Here is a 15,884-nt window from a genome sequence, read left to right as displayed (position 1 = left end):
ACGTCGCGGACCCGGACGAGGAACTCGGCGTCGGCGGCCTCGGCACCGCCTGCCTCGGCGATGGCGCGGCGCACGGCGGCGTACGCCGGTGCGGTCCGTCCGCCGGTCAGGCCTCCGGGCGCATGCCCAGGGTCCGTACGACCTCCTGGACGTTGGCGTACCGCCGGTTGTCGCCGGGGAGCCCGTCCACCAGGTCGGTCAGGGGGTCCGGCGCGTGCCGGTCGCGCAGGGCGCGCAGCAGGTCGCCGCGCCGGGCGGGGAACGGCTGCCGGGTCAGGTGCCGGGCGAGCTCGAACCGCACGGCCGTGCCCTCGGGGGCGCCCGCCCAGGCCGGTCCGGTGCCGACCTCGGGGTCGTCGTCGGCGGCGGGTTCGGGGTCCTGCCACTCCTCGACCCGGGTGGAGTGCCCGGAGCGCAGCATCTCGCGCAGTTCGTGCTTCATCTCGTCGTCACGGTGGACGCTCAGACGGTCGCTTCCTCGTTGCACGGTGGCTCCTTTCCTCAGGGGTCAGGTCTCTCCATCGTCCACCCGTCTACCCGGACCGGGGATCCGATGCCCGTCGAATGACCGCATAAGCGGATGAATCACCGCACCGGGGGTACCAAACGGGCGAGGTGACAGGAGGCGAAAGGAAGGTGCGCGCCCCATGAGCCGCTACCCCGGCGGGGTCGATCCCGCAGACCTGGACGAACGACAACTGGTGCAGGAACTGGAGTCCGTCCACCGGACCCGCCACGAGACGCTGCTCTACGGCTCCGGGGCGGCCCTCGACGCACACAACTCGCGGATGGCGGCGCTGGAGGGCGAGTACCTGCGCCGGCACCCCCAGCGGATGGTCTCCGCCGGCCGTACCCGGGCCGGGGCGAGGGCGCGGACGCTGCGGATGCCGGTCCAGGCCCAGCAGTAGCGGACGGGCCCGGCGGCACGCGCGGATCCGGGGCGCGCGGCCACCAGGCGGCCACCGTACGCCCCGCGTCCCACCCGCGGCCGCGAGCGCTACCACCGGTACCAGCGCGAGCCGCCGGAACCGCGCCGTGCCACGAAGCCGAGCAGCCACAGCACCAGCACGACCAGGGCGACCCACCAGAGGACCTTGACGGCGAAACCCGCCCCGAACAGGACGAGGGCCAGCAGCAGGACGAGCAGCAGCGGGACCATGGGAACACCTCCTGGACTCCGGTTGCCCTCGATTCCCGGCGTCACGCGGGGGAATCCGCCGTCCGGCGGCGCGAGCCCGTGGTGCGTGCGAGGGTGGCGGCGGAGGGCCGGGCGCTGACCCGGCCCCGCGGATCCCGCCGGTCACCCGATCCCACCGGAGGCACGGATGCAGCGGACCTCACCGCCGGTCCCGGCCGGGCACCTCGCGCGGACCGCCCCGCGGCCCGACCCCGGGTTGCCGGTTCCGGCGTACTGGGCGGACCGGTTGACCGCCGCCGTGCCGGGCGCCGGCGCCGCACCGGAACCGCCCGGCGGGGGCGAGGCGGTGCGCGCGGCCGCCGCGGGCTACTGGGAGCGTCGCGGGCTCGCCACGACCGCCGTCGACACCGTGGCCGCGCCGGGCGCCGAGCCCCTGCTGCTGGCGCTGTTCGCCGCGGTGGGCGGCGACGTCGTGCTCCCCCGGCCGGCCGCCGCGTGGCAGGGGCCGTTGGTGCGGATGCTGGGCCGGCGCACGACGACCGTGCAGACCCCCGCGGTCGGCGGCGGCGCCCCCGACCCGTTCGCCCTGCTGGAGGCGGTACGCCGGGCCCGCGCGGAAGGCGCCGACCCGCGGGTGCTGCTCCTGGCCGCGGCCGACGACCCCAGCGGGACCGTGACGCCCCCGGAACTGCTGCACGAGGTGTGCGAGGCGGCCGAGCAGTGCGGGCTTCTGCTGGTCTCCGACGAGACGTACGCCGACACCGTGCACCGTCCGCACGAGACCGTGCTGCTCACCCCCGCCGAGACGCTGCCCGGCCGGACGGTCGTGGTCACCGACCTGTGCGCGGCGCCGATCCCGGCGTCCTGGCCCGTGGCCGTCGCCCGCTTCCCGGCGACCGCGGAGGGCGCACGACTGCGCGCCGCCGTCGTCGACCACTGCGCCGGGCTGCGCGCGGTGCTCCCTGAGCCGGTGGCCGCCGCGACCGCGTACGCGCTCTCCGAGGCCGACGACGTGCGGGCACACCTCGCCGCCGCCACGCGCCTGCACGCCGCCCTCGGAGCCGCCGCCCACGAAGCGGTCACCCGCGCCGGCGCGCTGAGCCGGCCGCCCGAAGCGGGCTTCCACCTCTACGCCGACCTGGTCCCCCTGCGGCACGCCCTGTCCGCCGCGGGGGTCACCGACGCCCCGAGCCTGGAGAGCGCCCTCACCGCCCGCCTGGGCCGCCCCGTCCCCGGCGGCCACCGCTTCGGCGACGACCCCGCCGCCCTCCACGTCCGCATCGACACCGGCCCCCTCCACGGCACCGACACCCCCCAGCGCCACGCCGCCCTCACCTCACCGACCCCGCTCGAACTCCCCCACGTCGCCGCCGCGTTGGCCGACCTGGAAACCGCGATCGCCGACCTGGCCCCGGGCGCCGCCTGAGCACCGCGGGACCTCTGGACGCCGCCCGGGGGACGCCGGGCGATGCTGGGGCCGTGGTTGCGGGGCAGGTCCGCGGCGCAGGCCGGCAGCCACCGCGCGGGCGCGGGCCCGTGCGAGCCCCCGCCGGAGGCGGTCAGTGGCCGGGGTGCTCCGCCGCCGTGTCGTCGGAGGCGGAGGGGGTGGAGCCGCGGAGGCGGCGCCGGAGCTGGGGGGCGGAGGCGATGAGGAGTGTGAGGGCGACGGCGAGGAGGACGCCCTGCCAGGGCTCGGGGAAGAGGGTGCCGCCGAGGATGCCGATGAGCTGGTAGGCCGCCGCCCAGGCCAGGCAGGCGGGGACGTCGCCGCGGGCGAAGCGGCGGACGGGCATCTCGGCGAGCAGGCAGGCCACCATCACCGGGATGCGGCCGGCGGGTATGAGGCGGGACAGGACGAGGACGGCGACGCCGTGCTCGTCGAGCCGGCGTTGCGCGTCGGCGAGGTGCGCGGGGTCGGCGCGCTCCTGCAACTGCCGGAGCCAGCGCGAGCCGTTACGGGAGCGTACGCCGCGGTGGCCGAGCAGGTAGAGGCCCATGTCGCCGATGAAGGCGGCGCCCGAGGCGATGAGGAAGACCAGGGCCAGCGAGAAGGGGGCGGTCTGGTGGAAGGCCACGACCGCGGCGCTGCTGACGAGCGCGCCGGTGGGGACGACGGGCACCAGCGAGCCGAGCACGACCAGCAGGAAGAGCGAGGGGTAGCCGATCACCTGCCCGGTGGACTGGGAGGACGTCTGCTCCGCGAGCAGGGTGAGTCCGCTCACCTGGCGGCCTCCAGCAGCACGCTCTCGCCGTGCTCCAGCCGGTGTACCGCCACCGCGGGGGCGAGTTGCCCGGCGAGCCGGACGAACTCGTCGCCGGGGGAGTGGAATTCGTGCGGGCGGACGGCGTCCATGCCGATCGGCCAGTACGTCCCGTAGTGGATGGGCACGGCGGCGCGCGGGGCGAGCCGCGCGAGGGCCTGGGCGGCCCGGTACGCGTCGAGGTGGCCGGTGCCGAGGAACGGTCCCCAGCCGCCGACCGGCAGCAGCGCGGCGTCGCAGGGCCCGACCTCGTCCGCCATCGCGTCGAACAGCCCGGTGTCCCCGGCGAAGTACGTCCGCTCCTCGCCCACCAGCACGTAGCCCAGGGCGGGGGAGCGGCGCTGCCCGTACGGCAGGCGCCGCCCGTCGTGCGCGGCGCTCACCACGCGTACCGTCAGCGTGTCCACCTTCACCTCGTCACCGGGTACGACCTCGGTCAGCTCCAGTCGCCGGTCCGCGGCCAGCCGCCGCAGCCGGGGCACCGCGGCGGGGGCACCGCGCGGCACCAGTACCCGGGTACCCCGGGAGAGCCGGGCCAGCGAGCCGGGGTGGAGGTGGTCGGCGTGCAGGTGGGAGACGACGGCGAGGTCGGCCAGGGCCGCACCCGGCGGCGGGAGTGCACCGCGCCGTCTGCGCAGGTGGGCCAGGCGCGGGGCGAACAGCGGATCGGTGAGCACCCGCACCCCCGAGTCCCGCACGGTCACCGTCGCGTGTCCCCACCAGGTGATCTCGACCGCCACTCGCGCCTCCTCGTCTCGCCCCGAGCCTATGCTCCGGCGTGCCCGCCGTGTGCCCCCGGTGCGCCGCGGGATGCGGGGAGGACTGTGACAGTCTGGGGGCATTCGTGTTGGGTGCCGCGGGCAGACGTGAGGAGTCGTGAGGAGGGGTGGGCGTGCTGCGTCGGTGGCGGGCCGTCGGGGGCGCGATCGTCCGCGTGCTGGTCGTGTGGGCGGTGTCGACGGCGACGATGGCCGTGCTCGCCGGGATCCTGCCGGACTTCCGCATCCAGTCGCCGACCGGCGACAGCCCCACCCGGATCGCGGTGACGGCGGCGGTCGCCGCCGGTGCCTTCGGCCTGCTGAGCGCCCTGGTCTGGCCGGTGCTCGTGCGCGCCGTGCTGCTGGTGCCCGCGCTGGTGCTGGGCCTGCTGGTGTTCTTCCTCAACGGTTCGCTGCTGCTGCTCGCGCTCCGCTTCACCCCGGACTGGCAGGGCGACATCGCTCCGGCCACGGCCGTGGTGATCGCCGCCGTGATGTCCGCGGCCTCGTCCGCGACGAGTACGACGCTCGCCATGCGCGACGACGCGGCGTACGGCCGGCGGCTGGCCCGCCTGGCGGGCCGGCGCCGGGTCGCGGGTCCCGAGGCGGCCGGCGCCGACGGCGCACGCGAGCCGGGCTTCGTCTTCGTGCAGCTGGACGGCGTCGGGCACGACGTGCTGCGCGAGGCGGTGCGCCCGGCCACGCGCAAGGGGCGGCTGCACCCGCCCGCGATGGAGACGGTCGCCGCATGGCTCGAGGGCAGCCACCGGCTGGTGCCGTGGACGACCGACTGGAGCAGCCAGACCGGCGCCAGCCAGCTGGCCATCCTGCACGGCAGCAACGAGGACGTACCGGCCTTCCGCTGGTACGAGAAGGAGACCGGGCAGGTCATGGTCTGCAATCGGCCCTCCTGCGCGGCGGAACTGGAGCGCCGCGCGGTCGCCCGCACCGGGCGGCCCGGGCTGCTGGCACCGGACGGCGCGAGCCGGGGCAACCTGTTCAGCGGCGGCGCCGAGCAACTGGCGCTCGTGATGTCGGTGTCGACGCGCCGCCGGCGGTTCTCCGCCGACCGGCTCGCGATGGCCCGGCTGCGGTCCCGGGCGGTCGGCGCCCCGGAGGGCGGCGATCCCGCGGCCGTCCTCGCCCGCGTGAGCGCCACCCGCTCCCGGACCGGGTACTTCGCGTACTTCTCCGACCCGGCCAACGCCGTGCGCACCGCCGCGTCCTTCCTCGCGGAGGTCGGCCGCGAGGTCACCGAGTCGGTCTCCGCGCGGGCGCGCCACGAACGTCCCCGGGTGCGGCGCGGCGGGCTCTACCCCTTCCTGCGGGCCTTCGCGACCGTCGTCGAGCGCGACGTGGCGGTGGCGGCCGTCGTCGGCGACATGCTCGCCGGGCGCGGCGCCGTCTACGCCGACCTGGTCGCGTACGACGAGGTCGCGCACCACTCGGGGCCGCGCAGCCGGGACGCGATGCGGGTGCTGCGGCGGCTGGACCGCGCGATCCGGCTGATCGCGGACGCCTCGCGGTACGCGCCGCGGCCCTACCGGATCGTGCTGCTCTCCGACCACGGCCAGAGCCACGGCGAGACCTTCGAGAGCGTGTACGGGCTGACGCTGAGGGACCTGGTGCGGGCCGGGTGCGGGCTGCCGGTGCGCCGGCGCGCGCAGGGCACGGCCAGCGGCGCGGAGGCGCGTGCGGCGGCCCGGGCGGCGCTGCACCGCCCCGAGCACGGGGGCCGCTCGGGCGAGGAGCAGGAGACGGCCGGGCCGGCCACCGACCCGGTGGTGCTGGCCTCGGGGAACCTGGCGCTGATCTCCTTCCCCGACGTTCCGGGGCGCGCGGACCGGCAGGGCGTCGAGGCCCGCCACCCGGCCCTGCTGCGGACGCTGGCCGAGCACCCGGGCATCGGCTTCGTGCTGGTCCTGGACCGCGAGCGCGGGCCGCTCGTGCTCGGCGGGGACGGCGGCGAGCACGAACTGGAGACGGGCCGGGTCACCGGTCGCGACCCGCTGGCGCCGTTCGGGCCGGGGGCGGCGGCCGCGGTGCTGCGCACCGCCCGCTTCCCGCACGCCGCCGACATCATGGTCAACTCCGCCTACGACCCCGTCACCCGTGCCGTCCACGCCTTCGAGGAGCAGGTGGGCTCGCACGGCGGCCTGGGCGGCGACCAGAGCCACGCCTTCCTGCTGCACCCGTTCGACCTCGACGGTCCCGATCCGCTGGAACGGCTGGTCGGCGCCGGGTCCGTGCACGAGCTGCTGGCCGGCTGGCTCGGCCGCGAGCCGGTGGTGCCCGCGCCACGGGTCGAGGACGGCAGGGACGAGCAGCCGGTCGCCGGCTGACCCGCGCGGCGTCCGGGACTGGTGTCCGGCGCCGGTCTCCTTCGGGTGGACCGCACCGCATCCGGGAGCGCGTCGGCGGGGGCCCGCCACGTACGGGTGATTGACCTACGGGCTCCGCTGCTGGACGCTTGCCCGCGATCGATCGGAGACGGTGCGCGCGGGCGGGGTCCGCGGGCGGGAGAGGCTGCGATGCCGTACTACGAGGACCTGGGCCCGTACGCCTACTTCACAGAAACGATTCCGCCGGACGTCTCCGCCCGTGCCGTCGGCTGGCTGGACCCGGCCCACCCCTTCCCGCGGGCCGAGCCCTCCGCGGAGTTCGCCGACCGTCTCTTCGCGCTGTGCCGCGACCACCTGTGCGCCATCACCCACGGCTGGTACGGCTGCACCCTGTGCCGCCGCAGGCTGATCGGGGGCGGCCGCTTCAACCCGGTGAGCGTCTCCCGCGGCGGCGAGCGCATCCTGGTGGGCCACGGCGAGGTACGGGTGGAGGGCGCCCCCGGCACCTGGCTGATCGCCCCCGACCTGGTCGTCCACTACGTCCTGGCCCACCACTACGCCCCGCCGGAGTCCTTCGTCGAGGCCGTCCTGTCCGGCCGCGTCGTCGCCGGCTGCCGGTAGGGCCCCGTCCGCTCAGGGGCTGATCGCCAGCACCATGTACGCCGCCAGCAGCGCCAGGTGAACCGCGCCCTGCAAGGGGGTGGCGCGTCCCGGTATCACCGTCAGCGTGCCCACGGCCACGGTGATCGCCAGCAGCACCATGTGCGTGGCCCCCAGGCCCAGCAGCAGCGGGCCGGACATCCAGAGCGACGCCACCGCGACCGCCGGGATGGTCAGCCCGATGCTCGCCATCGCCGAGCCGAGCGCCAGGTTGAGGCTGGTCTGGACCCGGTCGCGGGCGGCGGCCCGGACCGCGGCGATGGTCTCGGGCAGCAGCACCAGCAGGGCGATGACGACGCCGACGAAGGAGGACGGCAGACCGGCGTACTGCACCCCCTGCTCGATCGTCGGCGACTCCACCTTGGCCAGCCCCACGACCGCGATCAGCGCCACCACCAGCAGCGCCAGGCTGAACAGCGCGGCGCGGGCGGTCGGCGGCACGGAGTCCTCCTCCGAGACGTCGATCACCTCGCCGCCCGGCTTCACCGGCAGGAAGTACGCCCGGTGCCGCACCGTCTGCGTCGCCACGAACAGGCCGTACAGCACCAGGGACGCCAGGGCGGCGAAGGTCAGCTGGGCCGTGGAGAAGCGCGGGCCCGGGGTGCTCGTGGTGAACGTCGGCAGCACCAGGCTGAGGGTGGCCAGGGTCGCCACCGTCGCCAGGGAGGCCCCCGTCCCCTCCGGGTTGAAGACCGCCACCCGCCGCCGCAGCGCCCCCACCAGCAGGCAGAGCCCCATGATGCCGTTGCAGGTGATCATGACCGCCGCGAAGACGGTGTCCCGGGCCAGGCCCGCGCTCTTGGGGCCGCCGTCCGCCGTCAGGGTGAGGATCAGGGCCACCTCGATCACGGTCACCGCCACCGCCAGCACGAGCGCCCCGTAGGGCTCGCCGACCCGGTGCGCCACCACCTCCGCGTGGTGGACGGCGGCGAGCACCGCGACCGCCAGGAAGACCGCGACGACCACGACCACGGCCACCGGAAGCACGCGTCCCCACGTCAGGGCCAGCAGGACCACCGAGAGCACCGGGACGAGGACCGTCCAGCTCAGGACGGCCACGGGGAAGCGAGCGGTCATGCATCCGAGACTGACAGCTCGTCAGGATCGGCGCGACGCGGGGAACCCGGACGTGCCGCGGCTCATCGTCCGGCCGGGGGAAAGGCCTGTTCGGCCCAGATGGTCTTGCCCGCGGAGGTCTGCCGGGAGCCCCAGGCCTGGCTCAGCTGCGCGACCAGCAGCAGGCCGCGGCCGCCCTCGTCGTCGGACAGCGCGCGGCGCAGGTGCGGGGCGGTGCTGCTGCCGTCGGAGACCTCGCAGATCAGGGTGCGGTCGCGGATCAGCCGCAGCTGGATCGGCGGGGTCCCGTACCGGATCGCGTTGGTCACCAGCTCGCTCACCACCAGCTCGGTGACGAACACCGCCTCGTCAAGGCCCCAGGCGACCAGCCGCTCCGCCACCGCCCGCCGGGCGTCCGCGACGTGCGCGGGGTCGTCCGGCACGTCCCACACCGCGACCTGGCCGTCGTCGAGCGCCCGGGTCCGGGCGAGCAGCAGCGCGACGTCGTCCACCGGGCGGTCCGAGGGGAGGGTCTTCAGGACGGTGTCGCAGACGGCCTCGATCGTCGGGGCGGGGGCGGCCAGCGCGGAGCGCAGCCGCGCCAGGCCGGCGTCCAGGTCGAAGTCCTGGCTCTTGACCAGCCCGTCCGTGAACATCGCCAGCAGGCTGCCTGCCGGCAGGTCCAGCTCGACCGCCTCGAACGGCAGCCCTCCCACGCCCAGCGGCGGGCCGGCGGAGATCGGGACCATCTCGACCGTGCCGTCCGGGAAACGCACCGCGGGCGCCGGGTGCCCGGCACTGGCGACGGTGCAGCGACGGGCGATCGGGTCGTACACGGCGACCAGGCAGGTCGCCCCCAGCTCGCCGCTGGTCTCGGCGGGCGACACCTCCCGGCCCCGGCCGTCCTCGGGGTCCAGGTGCGTGACCAGGTCGTCGAGGTGGGTGAGCAGTTCGTCCGGCGCCAGGTCCACGTCCGCGAGGGTGCGCACCGCCGTGCGCAGCCGCCCCATCGTCGCCGAGGCGTGGATGCCGTGGCCCACGACGTCGCCCACGACCAGGCCCACCCTCGTGCCGGACAGCGGGATGACGTCGAACCAGTCGCCGCCGACCCCCGCCCGGGTCCCGGCGGGCAGGTAGCGCGAGGCCACCTCCACCGCGGCCTGCTCGCGCAGCCGCAGCGGCAGCAGACTGCGCTGCAGGGTCAGCGCCGTGGAGTGCTCCCGCGTGTAGCGGCGCGCGTTGTCGACGCAGACCGCGGCCCGTCCGGCGAGTTCCTCGGTCAGCGTCAGGTCGTCCTCGGTGAACTGCTCCGGACGCGCCCAGCGGATGAAGACCGCCACCCCGAGGGTGATGCCGCGTGCCCGTAGGGGCACCGCCAGCACCGAATGGATGCCGTACTCGTGGACCTTGGCGTCCCGCAGGCTGTTCTGCGCCAGCCACAGCGTGAAGTCCGGGTGCCCGAGCCGGCTGAGCACGGGCCGGCCGGTGGCCAGGGCCCGGGACGGCGGGGAGAACTCCGGGTACACGTCGAGCTCGCCGAGGTCGACCGCCGCGTCCGGGGCACGGCCCGACGAGGTGCGGTGGGCGACCCGGCGCAGCTCCACCCCGCGGCCGGGCGGACCCGGCGGGGGCTCCTCGCCGTGCAGCACCGAGTCCAGCAGGTCCACGCTGGCGAAGTCGGCGAAGCGCGGCACGGCCAGCTCCGCCAGCTCGTCGGCGGTGCGCACCACGTCCAGGGTGGTGCCGAGCCGCGCGCCGGCCTCGTTCAGCAGGGCCAGCCGCCGGCGCCCCCGGAACTGCTCCGTGCTGTCGAAGGCCGCGCTCGCCAGGCCCCGGATCCGACCCTGCGGGTCCCGCACCGGCCACATCTCGGTGCTCCACGCCCGCTCGCCGCCCGCGGCCCCGGCGGCCGCCGGGCTCTCGTAGTGCACCGGCCGGCCGGTCTGCGCGACCCGCCGCAGGTGCTCGTTGAAGCCCCGGCGCCCCTCGTCGTCCAGGAGCGGGCCGGTGAAGGGGCGGCCGGTGAGCTCCGCCGCGGGGACGCCGATCATGCCGGCCGCGGTGTCGTTGACCCGGTGGTAGCGCAGGTCCGTGTCGTACGTGGCCATGGCGACGGAGGACTGCTGGAAGGCCCACAGCAGCAGCGCCGTGTCCCGGTCGACGGGCGTGGCCGTCACGACGCAGCCGGCGGTCCGGTCGTCGGCGTCCAGCGCGGGGGAGACCCGCACGTCCAGTTCGCGTTCCCGTCCGTCCCCCAGGCGCGCCCGCACCCGCCCGCGCCACTCCCGGTCGAGGGGGACCGCACCCGCGTCCGCACCGAACACCTCGTCGAAGGGACGTCCCACCGCTTCCGGCGCCGGGCGCCCGAGCAGCCGTCTTGCCCCCGCGCTCCATCCCGTGACCACCCCCCGCGCGCTGACGGTGACCACGGCCGTGGCGGCCGGGTCATCGGGGTCACTCGTGTTCATCGTCGGCGATCACACACCCGTCGCAGTCCCTATCCCCAGAGTGCGCGCTCCACCGGGCGCCATCAAATCGGCCGTGGCCCCGTGCCCGGCGGGCACATCCCGGCCCCCGCACGCCGGACCGCCGTCGCTGTCGGTGGGTGCGGGGATACTGCCGCCATGCGCGCGAGCCGGCTGGTCTCCCTCCTCCTGCTCCTCCAGTCGCGGGGCCGGATGACCGCCGCGGAGCTGGCGGAGGAGCTGGAGGTGTCCGTACGCACGATCTACCGGGACGTGCAGTCGCTGGACGAGGCGGGCATACCGCTGTACGGCGACGCCGGGCACGAGGGCGGCTACCGGCTCCTCGACGGCTACCGCACCCGGCTGACGGGCCTGACCGCCGACGAGACGCAGGCGTGGTTCCTGGCCGCCCTGCCCGATCCGGCGGCGCAGCTGGGGCTCGGGGAGGCCGCGGCGACGGCGCGACTGAAGTTCAGCGCCGCGCTGCCGCCGGCGCTGCGGGAGCGGGCGGAGCGGGTGCGGGAGCGCTTCCTGCTGGACGCGCCCGGCTGGTACAGCTCCGACGAGCAGGTGCCGCACCTGCCCGTGGTGGCCGACGCCGTGTGGAACCGGCAGGTCGTGCGGGTGCGTTACCGCCGCTGGCGCGAGCCCGCCGAGACCGACCGCAGGCTCGAGCCGTACGGCCTGGTCCTCAAGGCCGGCCGCTGGTACGTGGTCGCCCACGACGGACGGGAGCCGCGGACGTACCGGGTCGACCAGATCCTGGAGGTCCGCGTCCTCGAGGAGACGTTCGCCCTCCCGTCCGGCTTCGACCTGCCCGCGTACTGGCGGGAGTACCTCGCCGGCTTCCACGCGCGGCTCCACCGCGACGAGGCCTTGATCCGGCTGTCACCGCGCGGCGCCGAGCGGGTGCCCGCGCTGCTGTCGCGCCCGGTGGCCCGGGCGGTGGCCGAGCACGGCGAGCGGGAACCGGACGGCTGGGTCCGCGCCCGCGTGCCCATCGAGTCGGTCGCACACGCGCACGGCGAGTTCCTCAGGCTCGGCGCGGACCTGGAAGTCCTGGCGCCGGATCCGCTGCGGGAGCTGCTGGCGGAGTCGGCACAGGAGCTGGCCGCCCTCTACGCGCCGCCGCGAGCCACACCGCCGCCCCAGCGGACGCCACCGCGCTGAGACCGGCGACCGCCGCGAAGCCGGTCGGCACCCCGGCGCGGTCGGTGACCGCCGACGTCCCGAGCATCACGGCCACGGTCGCGGCGAGCCCGTAGGCGTTCGCCGTCCCGAAGGCCCGCCCCACGCGGTCCTCGCCGACCGCCGTCATCAGCAGCGTCCGCGACGCGATGCGCGCCTGCCCGAAGACGAACGCCCCCGCCGGTACGAGCAGCAGCAGCCCCGTCACCCCGAACCGGGGCTGCAGCGCGAACAGCACCGCGCAGAAGGAGAAGCCGGTGAGCGCGAGCCGCAGGTCCCCCAGCCGGGCCCCGGTCCGCCGGTACGCGGCCGCCGCCAGCAGGAAGCCGGCGCCGCCGAGCGCGTCCACGGCGCCGACGACCGCGGCGCCTCGGTGCAGCTCGGCGATGACCAGCACCGGCATCAGGGCGTTGAAGACCGTCACCACCACACTGCCCTGCGCGTACAGCGCGACCAGCGGCCCGAGCGGCCGGCGCGACGGGACCGGCCGCGCCGCGGGCACCGCCGCGGAGTCCTTCGACGCGGAGGGCCGACCCGGGCCGGGCCCGGTCGCCAGGACGAGGACCGCGGAAACCACGAAGGTGGCCGAGTTGAACACGAACAGCGGGGCGGGCCCGGCGTACTGCAGGGCGATCCCGCCCACCGCCGCCGACAGCAGCATCCCGCTCTGCAGGGCCATCTCGTAGTGGGCGTTGAAGCGCCGCAGCCGTCCCGCGGGCACCCGCTCCTTGATCAGTGCCGCGCTCACCGGCACGAAGAGCGCGGCCGTCACCGCCAGCGCGAAGTTGCTGCCGTAGACGACCACCCCGCGTGGCCAGCCCAGCGCCGTCCCGAGTACCGGGACCAGGGCCACGACGGCGCTCAGCAGGTCGCAGCCCGCCCACAGCGCCCGCCGGTCGAAGCGGTCGGCCAGCCGGCCGAACCACGGGGACAGCACGGCCTGGGGGACGGCGACGGCGACGAAGAGCCAGCCCACGTCGAGCACCGAGCCCTGCGCCCGCACCATCAGCAGGGCGGCGGCGATCAGCTGGATGTTGTTGCCGAGGGAGGTGATGAACACGGCGGGCAGGAGGAGGCGTCGCGTACGTCCGGTGGTGGTCACGGGGACCGATGATCCGGTCCTCCGCTGACATCTGCTGTCAGGAGGACGCCGCGGGGCGCGGTTAATCGGTGGACGCGCCGGGCTCGTTCCCGACAGCATTCCGCCGATGACACGAACCGACACCCCCACCGCATGGGACGAGCGCACCGCGCTGACGACCCTCCTCGACTACGCCCGTGACACCGCCCGCGCCAAGTGCGAGGGCGTCACCCCGGAGCACGCCTGCAGCGCCCCGCTCCCGGGTTCCCCGCTGATGACGCTCAGCGGACTGGTCAACCACCTCCGCTGGGTGGAGTACTACTGGTTCGAGGTGGTGTTCCTCGGGGGCGAGGACGAGGGCCCCTGGACGGACGAGGACCCCGACCGCGAGATGCGGATCGCCGTGGACATCCCCCTCGCCGACCTGCTGGCCGACTACGAGGCGCACACCGCCCGTTACCGCGAAATCGTCGCCGCGCACGAGCTGGACGCGGTCGCCGAGCGGTCCATCCGCGACGGCCGCCGGCCCAACCTCCGGTGGATCCTGCTGCACCTCGTCGAGGAGACCTCCCGCCACAACGGCCACCTCGACCTCCTGCGCGAACTGGTCGACGGCACGACCGGCGCGTAGGCGGGCAGGGGCGGCAGGCGGGTGGCGGTGGGTTGTTGTGCCGTCGCGCCGTCTCGCGCCCTTCGGGCGCAAAGATGCTGGCTGCGGGTGGGAGGGTGGGGGTCCGGGGCCGGTCGGCAGTCTGCGGGTAGGTGGGTGGCGAGGGTTCAGGCGCCGGAGCGGGGCCGGTTGTTCGTCTGGCTCGGGTCTCGTTGCCGTCCGCGGGTGCAGATGGCCGGTGACCACGCCCACTGTTGGTGGGTGGCGCGCCTGCCGTAACCGGCGTCTGCGGGTGCTTCCCCGATCCGAGATCGGGCTCTGTTTCGACGGCTATGACGCTGAAAGCGAGCCCGATCTCCGTCCGCGCAAAGATCGTGCCCTGTTCCGCCGGATATACCGCTGAAGGCGGGCCCGATCTCCCCCCGGCCCCCGACAGCACCTCGAAATACCCGCAGTCGCGGGTTACGGCGGGCGCGCCCACCACGGGCAGTAGGCGTGGAAGCGGCCATCTATACCCGCGGACGCCAACGAGACCCCAGGCCACCGGAAAGGCAACCCGCTCCGGCGCCTGAACCCCCGCCACCCACCCACCCGCACACTGCCGACAAGCCCCGGACCCCCACCCTCCCCTCCGCAGCCCGCATCTTTGCGCCCGAAGGGCGCGAGACGGCGGGACGGTTGCGTCACCAGGTCGGCTACGCGCCCCTCAGGGCTGCCGCGCCGCGCCGAACTCCGCCAGCCGTGCCGCCGCCGCGTCCCAGGCGCGGCCGTCCGCGGCCGGCTCGTAGGTGCGCAGCGGCTGGGTGGCGGCGACCAGGGCGCGCATCGCCGCCAGGCCGTCCGGGCCGTCGCCGATCGTGCCGTGGGCGCGGGCCTGGACGAGGATGTTGCCCAGGGCCGTGGCCTCCGTGGGGCCCGCGACGACCGGGAGGCCGGTCGCGTCGGCGGTGAACCGGCACAGCAGTTCGTTGCGGGAGCCGCCGCCGACGAGGTGGACGCGGTGGATGTCCCGGCCGGCGAGCCCGGCCGCCTCGCGGAGGGTGCGCCGGTGGGCCAGCGCCAGGCTCTCCAGGATGCAGCGGACGACCGCGCCGTGGGACTCCGGGGGCCGCTGACCGGTCCGCAGGCAGAAGGCGTGGATCCGGGCGGGCATGTCGCCGGGTGCCAGGAACACGGGGTCGTCCGGGTCGATGAGGGCGGCGAAGGGTTCCGCGGCGGCGGCCGCGGCGAGCAGCTCCTGCAGGGGCCGCCCTTCCTGCCGCTGCTCCCACGTGCGGCGGCACTCCTCCAGGAGCCACATGCCCATGATGTTGCGCAGGTACCGGATGGTGCCGTCGATGCCGCGCTCGTTGGTGAAGTTGGCGAGCCGCGAGGCCTCCGTGAGGACCGGGGCGTCCAGCTCCAGGCCCGCCAGCGACCAGGTGCCGCAGGAGATGTAGGCGAAGTGCGGTCCGGTGGCCGGTACCGCGGCCACCGCGGAGGCGGTGTCGTGCGAGGCCACGGTGACGACGGCGGTGCCCTCCGGCAGCCCGGTGTGGGCGGCCACGTGGGGCAGGAGGGTGCCGGCGTGGTCGCCCGGGCGCCGCAACGGCGGCAGCAGGCGCGGCTCGACGCCGAGCCGGCCGAGGATCTCCTCCGCCCAGGCGCCGGTGCGCGCGTCGAACAGGCCGGTGGTGGAGGCGTTGGTCTCCTCGGCGCCGATGGTGCCGGTGAGCCAGTGGGTGAGCAGGTCCGGGACCATCAGCAGGGTCCTCGCGGCCGCGAACTGCGCGCCCTCGCGGGCCGCCGCCAGCTGGAAGAGCGTGTTGAACGGCAGGTGCTGCAGCCCGGTGATCCCGTACAGCCGCTGCGCACCGATGTCGTCCCTGACCCGTGCGGCGACGTGCTCCGTCCGGCCGTCGCGGTAGTGGTGGGGGTTCCCGAGCAGGGCGCCGTCCGCGTCGAGCAGTCCGTAGTCGACGGCCCAGCTGTCGATGCCGACCGACGTCACGCCGTCCCCGGCCCGGGCCGCCAGGCGCAGGCCGTCCAGGCTCTCCCGGAACAGGGCGAGCACGTCCCAGTGCAGTCCGGTGGGCAGCCGGACGGGGGTGTTGGCGAAGCGGTGCACCTCGTCGAGGACGAGGTGGTCCGGGCCCACCCGGCCGAGGATGACGCGGCCGCTGGTGGCGCCGAGGTCGATGGCGGCGAATGGCACGTGGGCCCCTCGTGTTCTGGTCGTTCGGGTCGGAGCGACGGGTGCGGTCGGTGCGGTGCGGCGCACCGCGGGGGTCGGTGGAGGTACGGGTGCGGGGGAGCCGGGGGGGGGGGGCGCGAGGGGGGGAGCGT

13 protein-coding genes and 1 pseudogene are annotated in these 15,884 nt (G+C 75.6%); 6 read left to right on the top strand and 8 right to left on the bottom strand.

Annotation, left to right across the window (positions count from 1 at the left end):
* Positions 1-106: 106 nt before the first annotated feature.
* On the bottom strand, positions 107-487 hold the full coding sequence (locus tag ABZ479_RS40715; RefSeq protein WP_406270809.1) for a DUF2795 domain-containing protein: 381 nt from the start codon (positions 485-487) through the stop codon (positions 107-109).
* Positions 488-647: 160 nt separating this feature from the next.
* Between ABZ479_RS40715 and ABZ479_RS40710 the strand changes: the two genes are divergently transcribed.
* Positions 648-908, top strand: coding sequence for a DUF6158 family protein (locus ABZ479_RS40710; RefSeq protein WP_361793579.1), 261 nt, complete (start codon positions 648-650; stop codon positions 906-908).
* Positions 909-997: 89 nt separating this feature from the next.
* Here ABZ479_RS40710 and ABZ479_RS40705 read toward each other — a convergent pair whose 3' ends face one another.
* Positions 998-1,159, bottom strand: coding sequence for a hydrophobic protein (locus ABZ479_RS40705; protein ID WP_499601368.1), 162 nt, complete (start codon positions 1,157-1,159; stop codon positions 998-1,000).
* Positions 1,160-1,325: 166 nt separating this feature from the next.
* Here ABZ479_RS40705 and ABZ479_RS40700 point away from each other — a divergent pair, with 166 nt between their 5' ends.
* Complete coding sequence (locus ABZ479_RS40700; protein ID WP_500466296.1) at positions 1,326-2,564, top strand: aminotransferase class I/II-fold pyridoxal phosphate-dependent enzyme; 1,239 nt, start codon at positions 1,326-1,328, stop codon at positions 2,562-2,564.
* A gap of 133 nt (positions 2,565-2,697) precedes the next feature.
* Here ABZ479_RS40700 and ABZ479_RS40695 read toward each other — a convergent pair whose 3' ends face one another.
* On the bottom strand, positions 2,698-3,360 hold the full coding sequence (locus ABZ479_RS40695) for a DedA family protein (protein WP_500466295.1): 663 nt from the start codon (positions 3,358-3,360) through the stop codon (positions 2,698-2,700).
* Positions 3,357-4,139 (bottom strand): MBL fold metallo-hydrolase, encoded by a 783-nt coding sequence (locus ABZ479_RS40690; protein ID WP_499601365.1) that lies wholly within the window; start codon positions 4,137-4,139, stop codon positions 3,357-3,359. Before ABZ479_RS40690 ends, ABZ479_RS40695 begins: the two co-directional genes overlap by 4 nt.
* Before the next feature lie 146 nt (positions 4,140-4,285).
* Here ABZ479_RS40690 and ABZ479_RS40685 point away from each other — a divergent pair, with 146 nt between their 5' ends.
* Positions 4,286-6,499 carry a phage holin family protein gene (locus ABZ479_RS40685; protein ID WP_500466294.1) on the top strand — a complete coding sequence of 738 codons (2,214 nt, stop codon included), beginning with the start codon at positions 4,286-4,288 and terminating at the stop codon, positions 6,497-6,499.
* 189 nt (positions 6,500-6,688) lie between these two features.
* Complete coding sequence (locus ABZ479_RS40680; RefSeq protein WP_500466293.1) at positions 6,689-7,120, top strand: DUF7919 family protein; 432 nt, start codon at positions 6,689-6,691, stop codon at positions 7,118-7,120.
* Positions 7,121-7,132: 12 nt separating this feature from the next.
* Here the strand turns inward: ABZ479_RS40680 and ABZ479_RS40675 are convergent, their stop codons facing one another.
* Together ABZ479_RS40675 and ABZ479_RS40670 are read right to left on the bottom strand one after the other, a co-directional pair.
* Complete coding sequence (locus ABZ479_RS40675; RefSeq protein WP_500466291.1) at positions 7,133-8,236, bottom strand: calcium:cation antiporter; 1,104 nt, start codon at positions 8,234-8,236, stop codon at positions 7,133-7,135.
* 62 nt (positions 8,237-8,298) lie between these two features.
* The gene (locus tag ABZ479_RS40670; RefSeq protein ID WP_500466290.1) at positions 8,299-10,683 is read right to left on the bottom strand and encodes a SpoIIE family protein phosphatase; all 2,385 of its coding nucleotides are present in this window, start codon (positions 10,681-10,683) and stop codon (positions 8,299-8,301) included.
* Positions 10,684-10,839: 156 nt separating this feature from the next.
* Here ABZ479_RS40670 and ABZ479_RS40665 point away from each other — a divergent pair, with 156 nt between their 5' ends.
* Positions 10,840-11,850, top strand: a complete 1,011-nt coding sequence (locus ABZ479_RS40665) for a helix-turn-helix transcriptional regulator (protein ID WP_500466289.1) — start codon at positions 10,840-10,842, stop codon at positions 11,848-11,850.
* A 169-nt stretch (positions 11,851-12,019) separates the two neighbouring features.
* Here ABZ479_RS40665 and ABZ479_RS40660 read toward each other — a convergent pair.
* Positions 12,020-13,069, bottom strand: a pseudogene (locus tag ABZ479_RS40660) (MFS transporter); the annotation flags it as partial.
* Positions 13,070-13,076: 7 nt separating this feature from the next.
* Between ABZ479_RS40660 and ABZ479_RS40655 the strand changes: the two are divergent.
* Positions 13,077-13,580 carry a DinB family protein gene (locus ABZ479_RS40655; RefSeq protein WP_500466288.1) on the top strand — a complete coding sequence of 168 codons (504 nt, stop codon included), beginning with the start codon at positions 13,077-13,079 and terminating at the stop codon, positions 13,578-13,580.
* A 685-nt stretch (positions 13,581-14,265) separates the two neighbouring features.
* Here the strand turns inward: ABZ479_RS40655 and ABZ479_RS40650 are convergent.
* Positions 14,266-15,753, bottom strand: coding sequence for a rhamnulokinase (locus tag ABZ479_RS40650; protein WP_500466287.1), 1,488 nt, complete (start codon positions 15,751-15,753; stop codon positions 14,266-14,268).
* Positions 15,754-15,884: the final 131 nt, after the last annotated feature.

The sequence above is a fragment of the Streptomyces sp. NPDC005722 genome (genome assembly GCF_040630935.1).
Lineage (GTDB): Bacteria > Actinomycetota > Actinomycetes > Streptomycetales > Streptomycetaceae > Actinacidiphila.
This window is presented reverse-complemented; position numbering and strand designations above follow the sequence as displayed.